Annotated in this window: 17 protein-coding genes and 1 tRNA gene; 6 read left to right on the top strand and 12 right to left on the bottom strand. The window is 65.3% G+C overall.

The window, feature by feature from the left end; translation table 11 throughout:
• Together scpA and meaB are read left to right on the top strand one after the other, a co-directional pair.
• Positions 1-2,283: a methylmalonyl-CoA mutase gene (scpA, locus tag CH289_RS22695; protein WP_020110090.1), complete on the top strand. Its 2,283-nt coding sequence runs from the start codon at positions 1-3 to the stop codon at positions 2,281-2,283.
• Positions 2,284-2,285: 2 nt separating this feature from the next.
• Complete coding sequence (gene meaB, locus CH289_RS22690; RefSeq protein ID WP_020110089.1) at positions 2,286-3,290, top strand: methylmalonyl Co-A mutase-associated GTPase MeaB; 1,005 nt, start codon at positions 2,286-2,288, stop codon at positions 3,288-3,290.
• A gap of 8 nt (positions 3,291-3,298) precedes the next feature.
• Here meaB and CH289_RS22685 read toward each other — a convergent pair whose 3' ends face one another.
• On the bottom strand, positions 3,299-4,360 hold the full coding sequence (locus CH289_RS22685) for a nucleoside hydrolase (RefSeq protein WP_170947573.1): 1,062 nt from the start codon (positions 4,358-4,360) through the stop codon (positions 3,299-3,301).
• Positions 4,361-4,575: 215 nt separating this feature from the next.
• Here CH289_RS22685 and proP point away from each other — a divergent pair, with 215 nt between their 5' ends.
• Positions 4,576-6,060, top strand: coding sequence for a glycine betaine/L-proline transporter ProP (proP, locus tag CH289_RS22680; RefSeq protein ID WP_019666309.1), 1,485 nt, complete (start codon positions 4,576-4,578; stop codon positions 6,058-6,060).
• A gap of 25 nt (positions 6,061-6,085) precedes the next feature.
• On the opposite strand, the gene CH289_RS22675 is transcribed toward proP, so the two are convergent.
• From CH289_RS22675 to CH289_RS22655, 5 genes are all read right to left on the bottom strand, one after another.
• Complete coding sequence (locus tag CH289_RS22675) at positions 6,086-7,351, bottom strand: saccharopine dehydrogenase family protein (RefSeq protein WP_020110087.1); 1,266 nt, start codon at positions 7,349-7,351, stop codon at positions 6,086-6,088.
• Positions 7,352-7,371: 20 nt separating this feature from the next.
• A complete protein-coding gene (locus CH289_RS22670; RefSeq protein WP_019666307.1) occupies positions 7,372-7,752 on the bottom strand; it encodes a DUF2784 domain-containing protein in 381 nt (126 codons plus the stop codon).
• Positions 7,753-7,768: 16 nt separating this feature from the next.
• Positions 7,769-9,265, bottom strand: coding sequence for a glutamate-cysteine ligase family protein (locus CH289_RS22665; protein ID WP_019666306.1), 1,497 nt, complete (start codon positions 9,263-9,265; stop codon positions 7,769-7,771).
• 83 nt (positions 9,266-9,348) lie between these two features.
• Positions 9,349-10,857, bottom strand: coding sequence for an SDR family NAD(P)-dependent oxidoreductase (locus tag CH289_RS22660; RefSeq protein WP_230594247.1), 1,509 nt, complete (start codon positions 10,855-10,857; stop codon positions 9,349-9,351).
• 130 nt (positions 10,858-10,987) lie between these two features.
• A tRNA-Leu gene (locus tag CH289_RS22655) sits at positions 10,988-11,076 on the bottom strand.
• A gap of 128 nt (positions 11,077-11,204) precedes the next feature.
• On the opposite strand from CH289_RS22655, the gene CH289_RS22650 reads away from it, so the two are divergent.
• Both CH289_RS22650 and CH289_RS22645 read left to right on the top strand, forming a co-directional pair.
• On the top strand, positions 11,205-12,566 hold the full coding sequence (locus CH289_RS22650; RefSeq protein WP_080733931.1) for a M20/M25/M40 family metallo-hydrolase: 1,362 nt from the start codon (positions 11,205-11,207) through the stop codon (positions 12,564-12,566).
• A 27-nt stretch (positions 12,567-12,593) separates the two neighbouring features.
• Positions 12,594-13,121, top strand: coding sequence for a YbhB/YbcL family Raf kinase inhibitor-like protein (locus tag CH289_RS22645; RefSeq protein WP_019666303.1), 528 nt, complete (start codon positions 12,594-12,596; stop codon positions 13,119-13,121).
• A 90-nt stretch (positions 13,122-13,211) separates the two neighbouring features.
• On the opposite strand, the gene CH289_RS22640 is transcribed toward CH289_RS22645, so the two are convergent.
• From CH289_RS22640 to CH289_RS22630, 3 genes are all read right to left on the bottom strand, one after another.
• The gene (locus tag CH289_RS22640) at positions 13,212-14,279 is read right to left on the bottom strand and encodes a quinone-dependent dihydroorotate dehydrogenase (RefSeq protein WP_020110086.1); all 1,068 of its coding nucleotides are present in this window, start codon (positions 14,277-14,279) and stop codon (positions 13,212-13,214) included.
• 15 nt (positions 14,280-14,294) lie between these two features.
• A complete protein-coding gene (locus tag CH289_RS22635; RefSeq protein ID WP_051104945.1) occupies positions 14,295-14,513 on the bottom strand; it encodes a DUF5703 family protein in 219 nt (72 codons plus the stop codon).
• A gap of 118 nt (positions 14,514-14,631) precedes the next feature.
• Positions 14,632-15,660: a YncE family protein gene (locus tag CH289_RS22630; protein ID WP_020110084.1), complete on the bottom strand. Its 1,029-nt coding sequence runs from the start codon at positions 15,658-15,660 to the stop codon at positions 14,632-14,634.
• Between the two features lie 194 nt (positions 15,661-15,854).
• On the opposite strand from CH289_RS22630, the gene CH289_RS22625 reads away from it, so the two are divergent.
• The gene (locus CH289_RS22625; RefSeq protein ID WP_020110083.1) at positions 15,855-16,232 is read left to right on the top strand and encodes a hypothetical protein; all 378 of its coding nucleotides are present in this window, start codon (positions 15,855-15,857) and stop codon (positions 16,230-16,232) included.
• On the opposite strand, the gene CH289_RS22620 is transcribed toward CH289_RS22625, so the two are convergent.
• The 3 genes from CH289_RS22620 to CH289_RS22610 are packed head-to-tail and all read right to left on the bottom strand — an operon-like array spanning position 16,229 to position 19,115.
• A complete protein-coding gene (locus tag CH289_RS22620) occupies positions 16,229-17,089 on the bottom strand; it encodes a heme ABC transporter ATP-binding protein (protein WP_020110082.1) in 861 nt (286 codons plus the stop codon). The two genes, CH289_RS22625 and CH289_RS22620, sit on opposite strands and share 4 nt — an antisense overlap.
• Positions 17,080-18,147, bottom strand: a complete 1,068-nt coding sequence (locus CH289_RS22615) for a FecCD family ABC transporter permease (RefSeq protein ID WP_019666297.1) — start codon at positions 18,145-18,147, stop codon at positions 17,080-17,082. Before CH289_RS22615 ends, CH289_RS22620 begins: the two co-directional genes overlap by 10 nt.
• The gene (locus tag CH289_RS22610) at positions 18,147-19,115 is read right to left on the bottom strand and encodes a heme/hemin ABC transporter substrate-binding protein (RefSeq protein ID WP_256977462.1); all 969 of its coding nucleotides are present in this window, start codon (positions 19,113-19,115) and stop codon (positions 18,147-18,149) included. Before CH289_RS22610 ends, CH289_RS22615 begins: the two co-directional genes overlap by 1 nt.
• Positions 19,116-19,152: the final 37 nt, after the last annotated feature.

The following is a 19,152-nucleotide window of genomic DNA, read 5'->3' as shown; positions in this document are numbered from 1 at the left end:
ATGACCACTCACGACTCTCGTACGTCGCACGTCATCGGCAGTTTCGCCGATGTGCCGCTGAAGGATCCATCTACCCCCGCCGCCACCGCGCCGACGGCCGAGGACGCGGCAGCGCACATCGAGGCCGGTGCGGCAGCGAACAACTACACCGCCGAGCAGGTCGTGTGGTCCACACCCGAGGGCATCGACGTCAAACCGGTGTACACCAAGGCCGATCGCGACGAGGTGGAAGCGCAGGGATACCCGCTGGGTAGTTACCCGGGGACCCCACCGTTCGTGCGCGGGCCGTACCCGACGATGTACGTCAACCAGCCGTGGACCATCCGGCAGTACGCCGGTTTCTCGACGGCAGCGGAATCGAATGCGTTCTATCGCCGTAATCTCGCGGCCGGACAGAAGGGCCTGTCCGTCGCGTTCGACCTCGCGACGCACCGCGGGTACGACTCGGATCATCCACGCGTGCAGGGCGACGTCGGAATGGCCGGTGTCGCCATCGATTCCATCTACGACATGCGTCAGCTGTTCGACGGCATCGATCTCGGCAGCGTGTCGGTGTCGATGACGATGAACGGCGCGGTCCTGCCGATTCTGGCGTTGTACGTCGCCGCTGCCGAGGAACAGGGTGTGCCGCCGGAGAAGTTGGCCGGCACCATCCAGAACGACATCCTCAAAGAGTTCATGGTCCGCAACACCTACATCTATCCGCCGAAGCCGTCGATGCGAATCATCTCGGACATCTTCGCGTACACGAGCGCGAAGATGCCCAAGTACAACTCCATCTCCATCTCCGGCTACCACATCCAAGAGGCAGGCGCGACAGCAGATCTGGAGCTCGCCTACACCCTGGCCGACGGCGTCGAATACATCCGCGCCGGGCTCGACGCGGGGATGGACATCGACACGTTCGCGCCTCGTCTGTCGTTCTTCTGGGCCATCGGGATGAACTTCTTCATGGAGGTCGCCAAGCTCCGCGCGGGTCGTCTCCTGTGGTCGGAACTGGTGCAGAAGTTCGAACCGAAGAGTGCGAAATCGCGTTCCTTGCGCACACATTCGCAGACTTCGGGATGGTCGCTCACCGCTCAGGACGTGTTCAACAACGTCGCGCGCACCTGTGTGGAGGCGATGGCGGCGACACAGGGCCACACACAGTCGTTGCACACCAACGCACTCGACGAGGCGTTGGCGCTGCCGACGGACTTCTCCGCTCGAATCGCCCGCAACACGCAGTTGCTGATTCAGCAGGAATCCAACACCGTGCGTCCCATCGATCCGTGGGGTGGCTCGCACTACGTCGAATGGCTCACCCACCAGCTGGCCGATCGTGCGCGCGCACACATCGCGGAGGTCGAGGCCGCGGGCGGTATGGCTCGAGCCATCGGCGAGGGTATTCCGAAACTCCGCATCGAAGAGGCCGCGGCGCGGACGCAGGCTCGGATCGACTCCGGTCGGCAGCCGCTGGTGGGCGTCAACAAGTACGTCCCGGACGAGCTCGACACCATCGAAGTCCTCAAGGTCGAGAACTCGAAGGTCCGCAAGGAGCAGATCGAGAAGCTGACGCGTCTGCGCGCCGAGCGAGACAACGCGGCCGTCGAAGAGGCGCTGGCCAACCTGACCAGGGCGGCAGCGTCGTCGGAGAGTGGGCTCGAAAACAACCTTCTGCACCTGGCCATCGACGCAGCGCGCAAGATGGCCACCGTCGGGGAGATCTCCGACGCGCTGGAGAAGGTCTACGGGCGCCATCAGGCGGAAATCCGGACAATCAGTGGTGTGTATCGCGACGAAGCCGGCAAAGCGAAGAATTTGACCAAGGCCACCGAACTGGCCCGGCAGTTCGCCGAGGACGAGGGGCGCCGTCCGCGTGTCCTGGTCTGCAAGATGGGCCAGGACGGTCACGACCGCGGTCAGAAGGTCATCGCGACGGCGTTCGCGGACATCGGATTCGACGTCGACGTCGGCCCGCTGTTCCAGACTCCGGAGGAGGTCGCACGTCAGGCGGCCGACAACGATGTCCACGTCGTCGGAGTGTCCTCGTTGGCTGCAGGCCACCTGACGTTGGTTCCCGCGCTGCGGGAAGCGCTCGCGGCGGTGGACCGCCCCGACATCATGATCGTCGTCGGCGGTGTCATCCCTCCGGGTGACTTCGACGAGCTCTACGCGGCAGGCGCCGCGGCGATCTTCCCGCCGGGGACGGTCATCGCGGACGCCGCGATCGGGCTCGTGGAGAAACTGTCGGTGCAGCTGGGTCACACTCCGCCCGATGCGCCGCGCGAGGCATCTGCCTGAACATGAGTTCTCCCAACAGAGCTGGTCGCACGATCGACATCGATGCGGTCGCGAAGTCGGTACTGTCCGGCGAACGGTCGGGGTTGGCTCGTGCGATCACGCTGGTGGAGTCGACGCGAGACGACCATCGAGACCTGGCGCAGCAGCTGCTCCTGCAGTTGCTGCCCAAGGCCGGTGGCTCGCATCGCGTCGGGATCACCGGCGTTCCCGGGGTGGGCAAATCGACGTTCATCGACGCACTCGGGATGTACCTGATCGACAAGGGGCATCGAGTGGCGGTGTTGGCGGTGGATCCGTCGTCGACGAGGACCGGTGGGTCGATTCTCGGTGACAAGACTCGAATGGCGAACCTGGCGGTTCAGAAGGACGCGTACATCCGGCCGTCCCCGACGTCGGGGACGCTCGGAGGAGTGGCACGGGCGACACGCGAGACGATCGTGCTCCTCGAGGCGGCAGGTTTCGACGTCATCCTCGTCGAGACCGTCGGTGTCGGGCAGTCCGAGGTCACGGTGGCCAACATGGTGGACTGCTTCGCATTCTTGACTCTCGCGCGGACCGGCGATCAGCTGCAGGGGATCAAGAAGGGCGTTCTCGAGCTCGCCGACCTCGTGGCGGTCAACAAGGCCGACGGTAAACACGCGATCGAGGCGAAGAGTGCGGCGCGCGAGCTGTCGGGGGCGCTGCGGATGATCTACCCGCACGACGCGATCTGGCATCCACCGGTCCTGACGATGAGTGCCCTCGAGAAGATCGGCCTCGACGACTTCTGGAACACGGTGCTGAAACACCAGCAGGTGTTGTCGGACGCGGGCCAGTTCGCGGAGAAGCGCCGTACCCAGCAAGTCGACTGGACCTGGACCATGGTCAACGATCAGCTGCTGCGACGACTGGCGTCCAATCCGGCAGTCCGGGCGATACGAGGCGATGTCGAACGACAGGTTCGTGACGGTTCGCTCACGGCCGCCCTGGCGGCGAAGGAGATCGTCGACGCGTTCGACGGCGTCTGACCTGTCGGTCAGCGCGGGTACAGGCGTTCCGCAAGTGCGCCGACACGGTCGATCAACTGATCGAAGAAGGCCTTCGGGTCGGTGGACGTCGCGATCAGCGCATTGTTCGGTCTGCCCCACATCCCGCGTCGATCGGCCACGGTGGTTCCGCGAGTCAGCGTTCCGTTCAGTTCCACGTCCACGACGGCGGGAACGACGTCGACGATCGAGGGTTTCAGTGCCACGGCGGCTGCGAACGGATCGTGCATGTGGGCCAGGAATCCTTGATCGTGCTCTCGGTGGAATTGCATGTAGAAGCGGACGGCATCGGCGAAGTGACGCACGACGGGGTTCGACGCGGCCGATCTCGTGCAGGGCGCGTCCGATTCCGAGATGATCTCCTGCGGTGTGCTTCCGGCGCGTGCTGCGAGTCGCTCGACGTGCGAGGGATACATCTCGATGGTCTCGGTCACGTCGAGCGGGCAGACGATCGGGAGGCGATCTGCGGGTAGACCGGAGAACGCAGCGAACACCTCCGCAGCGGCTTCCGGGTCGACGGCGATGTTCCACTCACTTGTCGGTGTCGTGTTTCCCGGATGCCAGAAGGTCCCGCCCATCACGACCAGACGCTTCAGGAGCCGCGGCAGGTCGGGCTCGACACGAATGGCCGTTGCCAGGTTTGTCAGCGGTCCGGTGACCAGTCCGGTGATCTCACCCGGTCGGTCGCGCACGAGTTCCACCCAGGCCGTCGTGGCGTCTCTGTCGGAGAGAGACCGCGTCGACACGGGAAGCTCGGCGTATCCGATGCCCTGAGGTCCGTGCGTGTCCTCCGTGGTCATCAGCGGTGCGACGAGAGGCGCCTGCGCGCCCAGCGTCACCTCGATGTCCGTCGCGCGGCACAGGTCGAGCCATGCGAGGTTGTTCGCGGCAACCTGATCGACCGGGACGTTCCCTGCTGTGGACGCGATGGACAGAATGTCCGCTTCCGGGCTTGCCAATAGATAGAGCAGCGCGAGCGAATCGTCGATACCGGTGTCGACGTCGACGATCAGGGGAACGGTCGGGCGGATGTCGGGTTGGGATTCAGGCACGGTGTCATCGTGCCTTCCGCGCGTGCGAACCGGTCGAGCCGGGGTCGTCGACACGAGATCGGGCGATGTCCGATCTGCCCGATAGATCTCAATTGTCCCTGGCGGCAACAAAATTGGCGGAACCGGTCGTTGACCTGGCGATACGTGCGGAAATCGAGCCGAGGGCACGGTTCGCGGTTTGAAGACTGGTTGTTGCTCTGGCTAACGTTGTGTAAATGACAGTCGAGCATCCGCGGTGGGGACACGACCACATCCAACATCTCAGGCGCGGTGTGTTCGCCAAACTCATGCACCGTAAACCGAGACTGACCGAGGACGGGATCACCGTCGTCGACCAGCCGATGCTCAAGCGTGCGGTCTCCGCGGCGGCGCTCGGCAACACGATGGAATGGTTCGACTTCGGTGTCTACGGCTACCTCGCCGCCACGCTGGGCAAGGTGTTCTACCCGGACGCGTCGCCTGGAGTCCAGCTGATCAGCACGTTCGCGACCTTCGCCGCGGCGTTCGTGGTCCGTCCGCTCGGTGGCCTGTTCTTCGGGCCGTTGGGCGACAGGATCGGTCGCCAGAAGGTCCTCGCGGCGACCATGATCATGATGGCGATCGGCACACTCGCCGTCGGACTCATCCCGAGTTACGCGTCCATCGGCATCTGGGCTCCGATCCTGTTGCTCGTTGCTCGACTCGTTCAGGGTTTCTCGACGGGAGGCGAGTACGGGGGAGCGACGACGTTCATCGCCGAGTACTCGCCGGACAAGAGACGCGGATTCCTGGGCAGCTGGCTCGATTTCGGAACCTTCGTGGGATACGCGATGGGGTCGGGTCTGGTGACAATCCTCAACGCCGTCCTCGGCGACGCCACGATGGTCGAATGGGGTTGGCGCATACCGTTCTTCATCGCAGGTCCCATGGGAATCATCGGGCTGTACCTACGGCTGAAGCTGGAGGACACCCCGGCTTTCCGCAAGCAACTCGACGATCACGACAACAAGGTCAAGCAGCAGGAGAGTGGAGCGCGCGAAATCGGCAAGATCTTCACCAGGCACTGGCGTGCACTGCTGATCTGCATGGGAATCGTGTTGCTGTACAACGTCACCAACTACATGGTGACGAGCTACCTGCCGACCTACTTCACCGAGGTCGTCGGTCGCAGCCAACTCAGCGCCGACCTGCTCGTGCTGTCGGCGATGGTGATCGTGGTGTCGATCATCGTCGGCGTCGGTCGGCTGACGGACTGGATCGGCCGCAAACCGGTGTTCGTGTTCGGAGCGGTGGCCCAGATCGTCCTGGCGATACCGTGTTTCCTGCTCGTTCAGCAGACCGGGTGGTTCGGGCCGCTCGTGGGATGTCTCGTTCTCGGCGTCGTACTTGCGTGCTTCGCCGCGCCGAGTGCGTCGACGCTTCCTGCGCTCTTCCCGACGCGCGTCCGCTATGCGGCACTGTCCATCGGCTTCAATCTGTCGGTGTCGCTCTTCGGCGGCACCACACCGCTGGTGACCTCCGCGTTGGTGACCGCGACGGGAAACACGATGATTCCGGCGTTCTATCTGATCCTGACCGGCGTGATCGGTCTGGTCGCGGTCGGGTTCCTGAAGGAGTCCGCCACTCAACCTCTGGAAGGATCCCCGCCCCAGGTCGATTCGCCGAACGAGGCCAAGGAGCTGTACTCCGAGGCTTCCGCGCTGCCGGCGCCCGCCGCCTGAGGCGAACGCCGGCCACGCGGTCCCTCTAGACCTTCTTGGCCCAGATCTCGAATCCGGCAGCACGTAGCCGGTTCACCAGTGCGTCACCGAGGCCGGTCGCCGGGGTGAGAACGCCCCCGCCGCCGGGCAGGTCGGCCCTGTCGTGGACCAGCGCGAGAGCGGATTCGCCCAGCATCACCGAGGTTGCCTTGTATCCGGGGTCGCCCGAGGCCTTGACTCGCGACCGGTAGTGCGCGCCGGTGGTCGTGGTGGTGTAGACATCGATCGTGAAGTGACCGTTCTCCTGCGCGGAGGGGCTCGGCCCGTCACCCGGCTTGGGCAGAATGCGGTCGAGGACGGGCTTGGGTAGGAAGGTCATACCGAGCACCATCGCGCCGAGCCCGGCGGATACCGCGCCGGCGATGACGGGCGACGCGATGGAGGATCCGACCGACATGACCTCGCGGTATCGAAACGCGGTGCCGTAGGCCCAGTCCCGCAGTGCGTTGCTTCGTCGTACGACTCGTGTGTTGTACGACGCCATGACGAACGGCGCCTTCCATCCGCGTAGGCCCGGCGCGATGTCCTTGCCGTTGACCAGCACCACGTCGGACTGGCGGCCGAGGTCGGGTTCCGTCGATCGGTCGGGGCTCAGCGAGTACGGCCGTGCTGCGAGGCGCCGGAGTGAGCCGTCCTTCTTGACTTCCTCGATCTGTGTTCGCAGCGAATCCACGGTGCCACCGCTGACTCCACCGCGCATCGACGTGACGACCAGCGTGGTGTCGGTCAGGTCGCCTGCGTCATCCGCTGCGACGGCAGCGTGGAGCACGTGGACGCCGAGATCCGAAGGGACCGAATCGAACCCACAGGAGTGGACGATGCGTGCACCGGTGCGCCGCGCGATCTCGTGATTGGCATCGATGCTCTTGCGTGCGAACAACACCTCGCCGGTGAGGTCCACGTAGTCGGTCCCGGCCTCGGCGCACACCGTCGTCAGCGGTAGGCCGTACTTGGCGTACGGGCCGACAGTGGTTATCACGACACGGGTGCTCTCGGCGAGTGAGCGCAGCGCGTCGGTGTCGGTCGAGTCGGCTTCGACGAGCGGCCACTCGGTGGCGACACCCGGCAGTGACCGCCGTGTCGCTTCCAGCTTCTGCCGCGAACGTCCAGCGAGGGCGATTCTGGTGCCGCTCGGTGCGTGCTCGGCGAGGTACTTGGCGGTGAGGCGGCCGACGAATCCGGTGGCTCCGTAGACCACGATGTCGTAGGTGCGGTCGGTGGATGGTTGATCGGTCGGCTCGGTCGAGGTCATGTACTGGACAGTAACGCGTATCACTGACCGAGTCGAAGAACCGTCCGTGAGCGGGTGCGTAGCACCACGAACCCTGCCCAGGACGCCACCACGGTGACCGCGACCGCAACTCGGACCGCGGCGAGTGCGCTGTCCGGATAGATCACTCCGGTGAGGTACTGATCGATGAAACCGGTCGACACCAGCGCTGCGCCCCCGGAATGCACGCGCGCCCAGTTCTCCAGCGCGGTCAGCGGGCAGTCGATCCCGACGGCGACGGACGCCAGCCCCCAGGCCGCGGCGCAGGCGTGCAGCCATATCGTCCGCGGCCACTTCCAGGCGACGAATCCACCCACCACGACATAGGCGATGAAGGCAAGGTGGACCACCACGGTGACGTCGGCGATCGCCCGATACAACATGAGGGAATGGTATGCCTCAGAGCGGCCAGGTGTGGACGGGATCGCCCTCGCTCATCAGAGTCACGTAATCGGACAACATGCCCGCGAGTGCTGCCTCGCGCGTCTGTCCCGCCTTCTCGCGCGCGACGACGGCGTCGCGCTGCCAGACGGAGCCGGACCGTCGGCTCAGGCAGCGGGCTTCGACCACACCCAGATAGCGATCGCGTACGTCGGCCCCGACGCCGTATGCCGCAAGCCCGGCGTCGGCCATGGGGAGCAGCCGCCGCAGGATCAACTCCTGCGGGCTGACCCAGCCGACCTCGGGCCAGTACAGCCGAGAATCGAAGCCGCCACGCGCGGCCGAATGCAGGTTCTCGGCGGCGGCGTCGTACGACATCTGGCTCCACAGGGGGCGATCGGCGTCCGCGAGGGCGCGCACCGTGCCGTAGTAGAACGCAGCGTCGGCGAGGGTGTCGACTACGGACGGGCCGGCGGGCAGTACGCGGTTTTCGAGGCGAATGTGATGACCTCCACCGGATCGGTCGTAGATCGGCCGATTCCACCGGTACACGGTGCCGTTGTGCATGCGAAGCTCCGACAGCGACGGCGTACCACCGTCGGCAAGAACGGCTGTGGGGTCCTCGTCGCTGCAGACGGGGAGGAGAGCCGGAAAGTACCGCGAGTTCTCCTCGAACAGGTCGAAGATCGAGGTGATCCACCGTTCTCCGAACCAGACCCGGGGGCGTACGCCCTGATTCTTGAGCTCTTGCGGCCTGGTGTCGGTCGCCTGCTCGAACAGCGGAATCCGCGTTTCGTGCCACAATGCGCGTCCAGCCAGGAACGGTGAGTTGGCGGCGAGCGCTACCTGGACACCGGCCAGTGCCTGAGCGGCATTCCAGTAGGCGGCGAAGTTCTCGGGTGCAACCTGAAGATGGAGTTGGACGGACGTGCAGGCGGCTTCCGGCAGGATGGTGTCCGTGATCGCTCTGAGTTCCTCCGGCTCGTCCGCGCCCGGCAAGCGGACCCCACCGATGTGCAATTCGATGTCCTCGCCGCGGGCGGCGAAGATCTGCTGGTTCAGCAGGTCGTAGCGGGGGTTCGCGGACAGCCATCGATGCTCGAAGTGCTTCTCTGCCAACGTCGGCAGCATCCCGATCATGACCAGGCGGCTTCCCGATTCACGGGCACGTCGGTCCGCCTCGTTCAGTGAGCGGCGAAGATCCGCCTCGAGATCCGAGATGCTGCTGCCGGACAACGGCCTGGGAGCCACGTTGATCTCGATGTTGAACTGCCCGAGCTCGGTCTGATAATCGGGATCGGCGATGGCGTCGAGCACCTGGGCATTGGCCATCGACGGCGCCATGCTCTCGTCGACGAGGTTGAGTTCGACTTCCATGCCGATCTGTGGCTCGCCGACGTCGAACGTCTCGTCCGCGAGCATGATCGCGAGTGCGTCGAGGCAGTCCTGCACCTTCTGTCGGAATCGATGCCGGTCCTGCCGGGTGAACTTGCGCTGCTCGACATCGTCACCCATCGAAAGACCACCGTCCCGTCGTGTCGTACCCCGAGGATCTCGTATATCCGTGAGTACGGCCGGGCAAACGTCGGCGAACGGGACTACCAGGGCGACGGCTGGTAGTCCTTGAGGAACTTGCCGTAGAGGTCCACGCCGAGCTCGCCCTGCACGATCGGGTCGTAGACGCGAGCTGCGCCGTCGACGAGATCCAACGGTGCGTGGAAGCCTTCGTCGGCCAGACGCATCTTCGTCGGGTGGGGTCGTTCGTCGGTGATCCAGCCGGTGTCCACAGCACTCATCAGAATTCCGTGCTCGAGCATCTCCTTGGCGCTGGTGCGCGTCAGCATGTTCAGCGCAGCCTTCGCCATGTTGGTGTGCGGATGGCCGGGGCCCTTGTAGGCGCGGCTGAACTGGCCTTCCATCGCGGAGACGTTGACGATGTACTTGCGCCGGGCGGTCGATGCCTGCATCGACGCACGCAACCTCGACACCAGAATGAACGGCGCCACCGAATTGCACAGCTGCACTTCGAGCAACTCGACAGGGTCGACCTGCTCGACCGTGTGAATCCAGCTGTTGGTTCCCGCCAGATCCGGCACCAGGCCACCGGCATCGATCGCGATACCCTTCTCGATGCGCTCGGCGGTGGCCGAACCTGCAATCAGCGCAAGGGAACTGACCGCCTCGGCCGACAGCGCCTCGCCGGACACGGCGCCCTCGTCGCTGTGCGGCAATGATTTGGCGAGTGATGCCGGATGCGCTTCGCTGGTCTTACCGAACGAAATGGTCGCGACGTCGGAACCCGCGGGTAGGGCTTCGGATTCCGCGTCGATCAGTGCGCTGTAGGAACCAGGGGAGCGCTTCACCGTCTGCGCGGCGTTGTTGACGAGAATGTCCAACGGGCCCTCCGCGGCCACCGAATCCGCCAGTGCCACCACTTGGGCCGGATCGCGGAGATCGATGCCCACGACCCGAAGACGATGCAGCCAGTCTGCGCTGTCCTCCATCGCCGAGAATCGTCGAACCGCGTCGTTCGGGAAGCGGGTCGTGATGGTGGTGTGCGCGCCGTCGCGCAACAGTCGCAGAGCGATGTACATGCCGATTTTCGCGCGCCCGCCGGTGAGCAGTGCCCGTCGCCCCGTCAAATCGGTACGCGCATCACGCTTTCCGCGATTGAACGCCGCGCACTCCGGGCACAACTGGTGATAGAACGCGTCGACGAGGGTGTAGCGCTGCTTGCAGATGTAGCACGGCCGCGCGCGAATCAGCGTGCCCGCGTACTCGCCCGACGCGCGTGCCGTCAGCGACAGTCCGGCCGTCTCGTCGTCGATACGATCCGGCGAACCGGTCGCAGTCGAAGCGACGACGGCTCGGTCGGCCTCCGACTTCGCGTTGCGCGCGGCGATACGCCGCGAGCGCTTCAAGTCCTTGAAAAGCTGACCCGAGGCTCTTTGCACGACAATGGAATCAGGATGATTTTTATCCAACGATCCGGCCTGCCTCAACACCCGTAGACACGCCTCGAGATCAGCGGGATCGATTCCCTCCGCGGTGGTCGACACGGCGTCGGACTCGGTGTCGGACGGGGTGTCGAACTCGGGGTCGTTCATCGATCTGTCCTTTCGCGCTGCGCCCACACCGTCGTCAACGCAGGCCCACAACGACATAGACCCCGATTCCGCTGGAATCGGGGTCTATGTCGTCTGTCTCAACTCAGAAATCTTGGATCGTTGCGATCCCTGGTGTCCGAGGGGGGACTTGAACCCCCACGTCCGTTAATAGGACACTAGCACCTCAAGCTAGCGCGTCTGCCATTCCGCCACTCGGACCAGATGTTGTTCAATTGTTCGCACACCCGCTCGCTGCGTGCTCGACAAAGATATAGCAAGGGTGCCCGATCGCCCAAATCCGCACGTCAGTTCGCCCGAGGCCCGAAGACTGGTGGTAGGAAAGTGGTGTGTCTTCTTCCGATAATTCACCTGTCAGTTCTGTCCGCACCACCGCGCTCGACGAGGTCGTGGACCTCGTCAGTTCGCTGATCAGATTCGACACGTCGAACACCGGCGAACTGGCGACGACCAAGGGCGAGAAGGAATGCGCCGAGTGGGTGGCGCAGAAGCTTCGGGAAGTGGGATACGAGACCGAATACGTCGAATCCGGTGCACCCGGTCGAGGTAACGTCTTCGCGACACTTCCGGGCGCGGACCCGAACCGAGGGACGTTGCTGATTCACGGTCACCTCGACGTCGTCCCGGCGGAGCCGGCGGACTGGAGCGTCCACCCGTTCTCCGGCGCGGTCGAGGACGGGTACGTCTGGGGCCGCGGCGCCGTGGACATGAAGGACATGGTCGGTATGGCACTCGCGTTGGCGCGCCAGTTCAAATCCAACGGAACGGTGCCGCCGCGCAACATCATGTTCGCGTTTCTCGCCGACGAGGAGAACGGCGGTCGGTGGGGTTCGCAGTGGCTAGTCGAGCATCGTCCCGACCTGTTCGAAGGCGTCACCGAAGCTGTCGGTGAAGTAGGCGGGTTCTCGCTGACCGTCGCCCGGCCGGACGGTACCGAGAAGCGTCTCTACATGGTCGAGACGGCGGAGAAAGGCCTCGGGTGGATGAAACTGACTGCGAAGGCGAGGGCAGGCCACGGATCCTTCCTGCACGACGAGAACGCCGTCACCTATCTCGCGGAAGCTGTGGCGAAGTTGGGCAACCACACGTTCCCTCTCGTGATCTCCGACTCGGTCGCAGAATTCCTGTCCGCGGTCGCGGAGGAGACGGGCCTAGACTTCGACCCGACGTCGCCCGACCTCGACGGCACCCTGCAGAAGCTCGGAAGCATCGCCAGGATCGTCGGTGCCACGCTTCGGGACACCGCCAACCCGACGATGCTGAAGGCCGGGTACAAGGCCAACGTGATTCCGCAGACCGCGGAAGCCATGGTCGACTGCCGTGTGGTTCCCGGTAGGCAAGCCGAGTTCGAGCGCGAGGTCGACGAGTTGATCGGCCCGAACGTCGAGCGGGAATGGGTGACCAAGCTCGACTCCTACGAGACGACGTTCGACGGGCACCTCGTCGACGCGATGAACGATGCAGTCCTCGCGCACGACGAGAACGGTCGAACCGTTCCCTACATGCTGTCCGGCGGCACCGACGCGAAGGCCTTCGCGAAGCTGGGCATCAGGTGCTTCGGTTTCGCGCCACTGAAGCTGCCGCCCGAGCTGGATTTCGCGGCACTCTTCCACGGCGTCGACGAGCGGGTACCGGTCAGTTCGCTCGAGTTCGGTACACAGGTATTGGAACACTTCTTGCTCCACAGCTGACAAGCAATATTCGAGAGGGCTGATCACGTGACGTACGACCCCTATGCATCACTCCCGTCGCTTCCCACCTTCGAGCTGACGTCCGAGGACGTCACCGACGGTGGAACTCTGGCGACGCAACAGGTCAGCGGCATCATGGGTGCAGGTGGCCACGACAACTCACCGCAACTGTCCTGGTCGGGCTTCCCCGACGGGACCAAGAGCTTCGTCGTCACCGTGTACGACCCGGACGCGCCTACCGCCTCGGGCTTCTGGCATTGGGCAGTGGCCAACATCCCGGCATCGACGACGTCGCTCGTCTCCGGCGCAGGAGACGACGGTGGCACCGGAATCCCGAGCACCGCGGTGACGCTGAAGAACGACGCGGGGCTGTTCCGCTACATCGGCGCCGCACCCCCGGCCGGTCACGGGCCGCATCGCTACATCTTCGCGGTGCACGCCGTCGACGTGGAAAGACTGGAGGTCGACGAGACCGCGACGCCGGCGTACCTCGGGTTCAACCTGTTCTCGCACGCGATCGGCAGGGCGCTGCTGACCGCTACCTACGAAGCCTGATTCAGCGACTGCGCCCGCTCCGCCCGCTGTCGAGCGGGCGGAGCGGGCGCAGTTCGGCAGTGCAGCTGCCCGGCGGTGCCGTGGTTCGACTCACCTGTGCGCGGAGCCCACGGCGTCGGAGAGTGTGCTGAATCCTTCCGCGCGGAGCCGCTTCGCGATTCCTCGGTTGATCGACCGCATCCAGAACGGGCCGCCGTAGATGAAGCCGGTGTAGCCCTGAATCAACGACGCTCCGGCCGTGATGCGATCCCAGGCCTGATCGGGTGTCTCGATTCCTCCGACCGACACGAGTGTGATGGATCCTCCGACACGCGCGTACAGCCTCCGGAGGACATCCAAGGACCGGTCGGCCAACGGCGCGCCGGACAGCCCTCCTGCGCCGATGGTGTCCACCGCGTCGACGGGCGTCCGCAGACCGGACCGGCCGATCGTCGTGTTGGTCGCGACGATTCCGTCGAGACCGAGTTCGACGGCAAGGTCGGCGACCGCGTCGATGTCCTCGTCGAGCAGGTCCGGAGCGATCTTGACCAACACCGGCACCGATACGACGGATTGGACCGCCGACAGGATCGGGCGCAACGATTCCACCGCTTGAAGGTCGCGAAGACCAGGGGTGTTGGGGGAACTGACGTTCACGACGACGAAATCCGCGAGCGGCCCGAGGAGAGTCGCGCTTGCGGTGTAGTCCGCGGCGGCCTCGGACGCCGGGGTCACCTTCGTCTTGCCGATGTTGGCCCCGATGGGAATTCCTCCTCGGCGGTGGCGCAGCGCGTTCGCCGCATGACCGGAGCCGTGATTGTTGAAACCCATGCGGTTGATCAGTGCGCGGTCGGCGGGCAGCCTGAACAGTCGTGGCTGCGGATTGCCCGGCTGTCCCTGCGCGGTCACCGTGCCGATCTCGGCGAAGCCGAATCCGAGCGGCCCCCACACGTCGACTCCGTCGGCGTTCTTGTCGAATCCCGCGGCGAGCCCGAGTGGAGTGGGGAAGTCGACGCCGAAGGCGGTGCTCCTCAGCGCCGGATCGCTCACGACGAGGACCTTCGCCACGAGCGCGCGGATCGGTGACCACGCCGTTGCTGCGCGCATCGCGAAGAACGCGAGATGGTGGATGCGTTCCGGGGAGACAAGGAACATCAAGCGGAGCAGAGCGCGGTACACGAGCCTTCTTTCGACCTAGATTCCCGGATCCGGGATGTGGTGGGCAGTCTTCTTACGTTTGAGCAGTACTTTCCGGCTGCCGTCGGTGTAGAGGCGCACGCGAGAGAGCTCCCAACCACCGAATTCGGCTTGGATCGCCAGTCTCATGGATGCGGTCACTCGCGTGACATCGGGCGGCAGTCGCAACGGAATGTACTCCCAGTCGTCGGACCCGGACTCCCACTCCGTAGGCATCCTGCTGCGTGTGCTGTTGTTCTTCAAACGCTGCGCCCTTCCCTGCCGTGTGCCGTCGACCTGCGGTGTGCCCTCGACCTGCGGTGTGCCCTCGACCTGCTGTGAGCGTTGCGAGTGCTCAGCCCCGTTCGGCGGTGTCGATCCGTTGTAGACCGCCTCCGGTGGCCGACCCGACGTAGAGCGCACCCGAATCCGGGTCGACCGTGATCGAGTCCGGCTGCCTCACCGTGGAGAACCTGCCGGACTCGACGGGAATTCCTGTGTCGAGGGTGTAGCCGACCACCTCGTTGTCCGCGGGAGTGGTGACCCACACTGTGTCGGACTTGTCATCGTAGGTGACTGCCCACGGCTGCGCACCGACCGGAAAACGTTGCCGAAGAAGAAGGTCGTCGGACGAGTACACCAGCAGTTCGCCGCCTGCGGCGTCCGTGACGAGGATCCGGCCGTACTCGTCCGTGTCGAGGCGTGCGGCGCCTGTGCCCGCCCTGAGGGCCAGACCGAGGGATTCGTCGTCGACGTTCACCTGAGTCAGCGAAGTCTGGTGGCGGTCGAGGGCGGCCAGCCCGTGTTCGGTGGACGCAAGTGCGTCGACGGAGGTCAGCCCGCCGATGGACTGTGACCGATTCGCACCGAAGTCGACGATATGAATGCTGCCACTGTCGTCACCGGCGACGACAGTGCCGTCCGAGAGAGTGGCCGCGCTGAGAAGGTTTCCGCCGGTGTCCACGTTTCGAACCCCGGAGCTGCGGAGATCGACCTCGGCGAGGCTTCCGTTCATCGGAAGAAGCAGGGTGCCGTCGACGCCGGGAACGACGTCGGCTGCCGCACCGGGAAGCGGGACCGACCGCGGCGGTGCGGCCGCGTCGTCGGCGTCGAAGACCGTCAGGGCGGTGCGAGCATCGTCGAGCGCGACGATGCTGCGCGTCACCGGTTCGAATGTGGTGGAATGCAGTCCGGAGGGGGAGGGAACGACCGAGCCGCTCGGGGGAACCGATGTGTCGGGCGACGTTATGCCGGTGAGGGGTTCGAGGTCGACCGCATCCGGTTCGTCCGACGAGCCGGAGCCGGAGTCCGAGCATCCGGCCACCAGCAGACATGCGGATGCGGCCGCGGCGAATAGATGCCACGGGGTGTGTCGAACGTTCATCGATCCGCAAATCCTTCTCTCGGGGCGCTGTCAGCACCGTCGGTGCACCCGTTCACCTTGCCTGATGATCGATGACCGGTGTTCGCCGGACCTCCGGTGACCGGGCATGCACACATCGGCGGTACCGTGATTCGGCACCCTGTTCAGTCGAAGGCCAGGACCGTCAAGAGCCAGGACCGTCGAAAATACGAGGAGTGGAGTTGGCGACCGAACACGACAGTGACGCGTCGAGTGTCGCGACGTTCCAGGTGGAGCAGGTCAGCACCGGAGCTCAGGCAAGCGGGTTCGGCAGCACCGAGGACAACAGGCCCTTCGCGTTTCGCGTGTACAAGAGAACGCTGTACCTGGAGATCTATCGCGCGGATCTTCCGTCGCCGGTTCCGGACCGCTCCGACGTGACGGCTGTCGCGGAGCAGTCGGTCACGGAGATCGATCTGACCGACGAGCGAAGCATCGTGGCTGCGGTCAGAGATGCGGTCGGCTCCGCCGATTCGCTCGGCGCGGACGCCAAGGAATCCTCGGCCGTCCGATCCTTTCTCGGCCGTGTCGGCTCGGTGATGGCGTCCATCTAGAAACCGGCTCGCTGCGAACCTTTCGCTCGATCGCCGCGAACGGGCAGTACCAGCAGTCCGCCGGTACGTGGATGGTCGAACACCTCCACGCGGTGGCCGTACACGCGGGTCAGAAGCTCCTCGTTCAGAGTCGACCGCGGAGAACCGACCGCGACCAGAGCGCCGCGGTCGAGGATCGCGATTCTGTCGGAGTAGGCGGCTGCCAGGGCGAGATCGTGCAGGACCACGACGACTGCGTCTCCGCGGCGAGCTCGATCTCGTGCCACGGACATGACGGTTTCCTGATGGCCGATGTCCAGCGCGGCGGTCGGTTCGTCGAGCAGCAGCGTCGAGGTTCTCTGCGCCAGCACTCGCGCCAGTGAGACTCGGGCACGCTCGCCGCCGGACAGACCGGCGAACGGTCGATCCGCGAATTCCGTGACGTCGCAGTGCTTCATGGCGAGGGCGACCGCCGCATCGTCGTTCTCCGCCTCGTCCGTGCCCGCCCACGGCGCCCTGCCCATGCGGACGACCTGATGCGCGGTGAAGGAGAACCCGACGGTGTGCTGCTGAGGGAGCACCGAACGGCGTCTCGCGGCGTCGAGGTCCGACCAGTGCGCGAGCGGTCGTCCGTGCAGTTCGACCGAGCCTGCGGCAGGTCGGAGTTCGCCGGTGAGTACGGCCAGCAGTGTGGATTTGCCTGCGCCGTTCGGCCCGACAAGTGTCAGAACTTCGCCGGCGACGACATCGACGTCGACGCCTCGGAGTACTTCCCGACCGGAACGGACGGCGGTGACCCCGGCGGTGCTCATGGTCACGGTTCCGGCCGTCACGTCGTCGGGAAGGTCTCGGTTCCGTCGAAACAGCGTCATGCCCATCCGCCTTGCTCGGCGCGAGTTCTACGCAGCATCCAGAAGAAGAACGGTGCGCCGATCAGTGACGTGATCATGCCGAGGGGCATGTCCACGTTGTCGACGAGCGTTCGTGCGAGGAGATCCGACGCCAGGAGAACGACGGCACCGCACAGCGCGCTCGCCGGAACCAAGGTTCGGTGAGCCGGACCGAGAAGCATACGCATCAGGTGCGGGACGACGAGGCCGACGAACAGGATGATTCCGGTGAACGCGACGCCGGAGGCGACCAGTACGGCCACGATGACGATGGCGGTCTGTCGCAGCCGTTCCACGTTCACACCGAGGTGCCGGGCGACGTTCTCCCCGAGTGCGAGCAGGTCCAGTCGTCGTGACAGGGCGACGGACGCCCCGATTCCGACGACGGCGAGCGGCGCCACCACGCCGACGGCCTGCCAGGTGGCGCCCGAGAGTGATCCGAGTTGCCAGAAGACGATCTGATCGCGTGCTGCCGGTGAGGCGACGAAGGTGAAGAACGCGATGAGACCGCCGGCGAACGCATTGATGGCAACGCCGGTGAGGATCAGCGTGACGACTTCCGTCCGTCCACCGCCTCGGGCCAGTACGTAGACGAGCACCGTCGTGATCAGACCGCCGAGGAATGCGGCGGTGGCGACCGACCACACCCCGGCGAACGCTCCTCCGAGCACGAACACGGAGGACGCTCCGACAGCTGCGCCCGAGGACACGCCGATCACTCCTGGTTCGGCGAGCGGATTGGCGAACACTCCCTGCAACAGTGCACCGGCCGTGCCGAGACAGGCGCCGACGACGGCACCGAGAACGATGCGTGGAAAGCGAACCTGCCACAGGGTGACTTCCCCGCTGGGGTGGGCAGGCATGGGTCCGACGTCGAGGCCGATTCGATGCAGGACGCTGCCCATCACTTCGAGTGGCGTCGTCGGAACCTGGCCGACGCACGCCGAATACACGGCGAGTCCGACGGCGAGGATCGCCAGAACGGCGAAGACGACGGTGGTGCGGAGCCGAGCAGGTGTCGGCACGGCTGCAGTCGATGTGTCCATCAAGCGGGCGCGTAGACGGCCTCGGCCAGCGCACTCAGAACCTTGCCGGTGTTGGGGCCGAAGCTGAGAACGACGCCGTCGGCCATGTCGACGACGCGCTGGGACTGCCCTGCCGGTGTCTGTGCGATGCCGGGTACCTGCTCGAGGCCGTCGATCCCACCGATCGAGTCGAGTCCACCGGTCATCATGAGGATGACGTCCGGTGCGGCGGCGATGAGGGCTTCGCTGGTGATCGGGACGAACTGTTCGGTGAGACCCGATGCGGTGCCCGCGTCTTCCGCGCCCAGGCCGGCGATGAGCGCATCGGCTCCGGACCCGGGCCCGGCGAGCATCTTGATCGCCGGACCGCGCATGTAGAGGAACGCGATCTTCACCGGTTCGCCGTCGGTGGGTGCACTTGACGATGCCTCGGCGATCTCGGCCTCGGTGCGCTGCGCGAGAACTGATCCGCGCTCGGGCACCCCCAGAGCGTTCGCGACGGAGACGATCTGGTCCCCGACCGTGTTCATCGTTCGGGTCGGATCGAAGAAGACGACGGGGATCCCGGCGGCGCGGAGCTGATCCTGCACTCCGCGTGGGCCGACACTGGTGTCGGTGAGCACTACCGTCGGGGCGAGCGCGAGGATGGATTCGGCGCTGAGCGAATGGCCGTTCGGCGTGACGTCGGTGACATCGGCGACGGCCGGAAATTCTGCGGACGTGTCCCGACCGACGAGGTTGTCGCCGAGTCCGAGCGCGTAGACCGTGGTGGTGAGCGTTCCGTATTGATCGGCTGCGACGATGCGGCTGGCGTCGGTGATCGTGACGTCTGTTCCGTCGAAACCGCGGACCGTCACCGGCAGGGTCGGCTGCTGCCGGGAATCGACGGGTTCCGGATCGGGGTCGGCGATCGCGGCGGTGCGCGGGCCGATGGAATCCGCCCCGGAGTGCGTCTGCTGGTCGGGGGCGGAGCACGCAACCGAGGCCAACACGGTAGCCGCCACGACAGCAACCACAGCCGAGCGA

The sequence above is a fragment of the Rhodococcus sp. RS1C4 genome (assembly GCF_002258225.1).
Lineage (GTDB): Bacteria > Actinomycetota > Actinomycetes > Mycobacteriales > Mycobacteriaceae > Rhodococcoides > Rhodococcoides fascians_E.
This window is presented reverse-complemented; position numbering and strand designations above follow the sequence as displayed.